Genomic DNA, 242 nt, shown 5'->3' with positions numbered 1-242 from the left:
GGCGACACCCCGGGCTGGGGCTTTCAGCTGGCGCTGGAGGTGGTGGCCGCCCTGCACGCCGAACGCCAGGCGCAGCGCGCCGGCCTGACGCCGGCGGCGCTGGCCCAGGCCCTGAAGGTGGACCCGCTGCAGCTGGCCGGTTCGGTCGAAACCCTGCTGGCGCTGGGTTGGGTTGGCCAGTTGGCGGGCGACGAGGCCCCGCTGGTGCTGCTGGTGGACCCGGCGGCGGTGCCCCTGGCCCC

At 76.9% G+C, this 242-nt stretch carries 1 pseudogene; it reads left to right on the top strand.

The features are described 5' to 3' along the window. A pseudogene (locus HA630_RS00040) lies at positions 1-242 on the top strand (hypothetical protein); the annotation flags it as partial.

This window comes from Aquabacterium sp. A08 (assembly GCF_011742065.1).
Note: the sequence above shows the minus strand (reverse complement) of the source record. Positions and strands in the feature narration are given on the sequence as shown.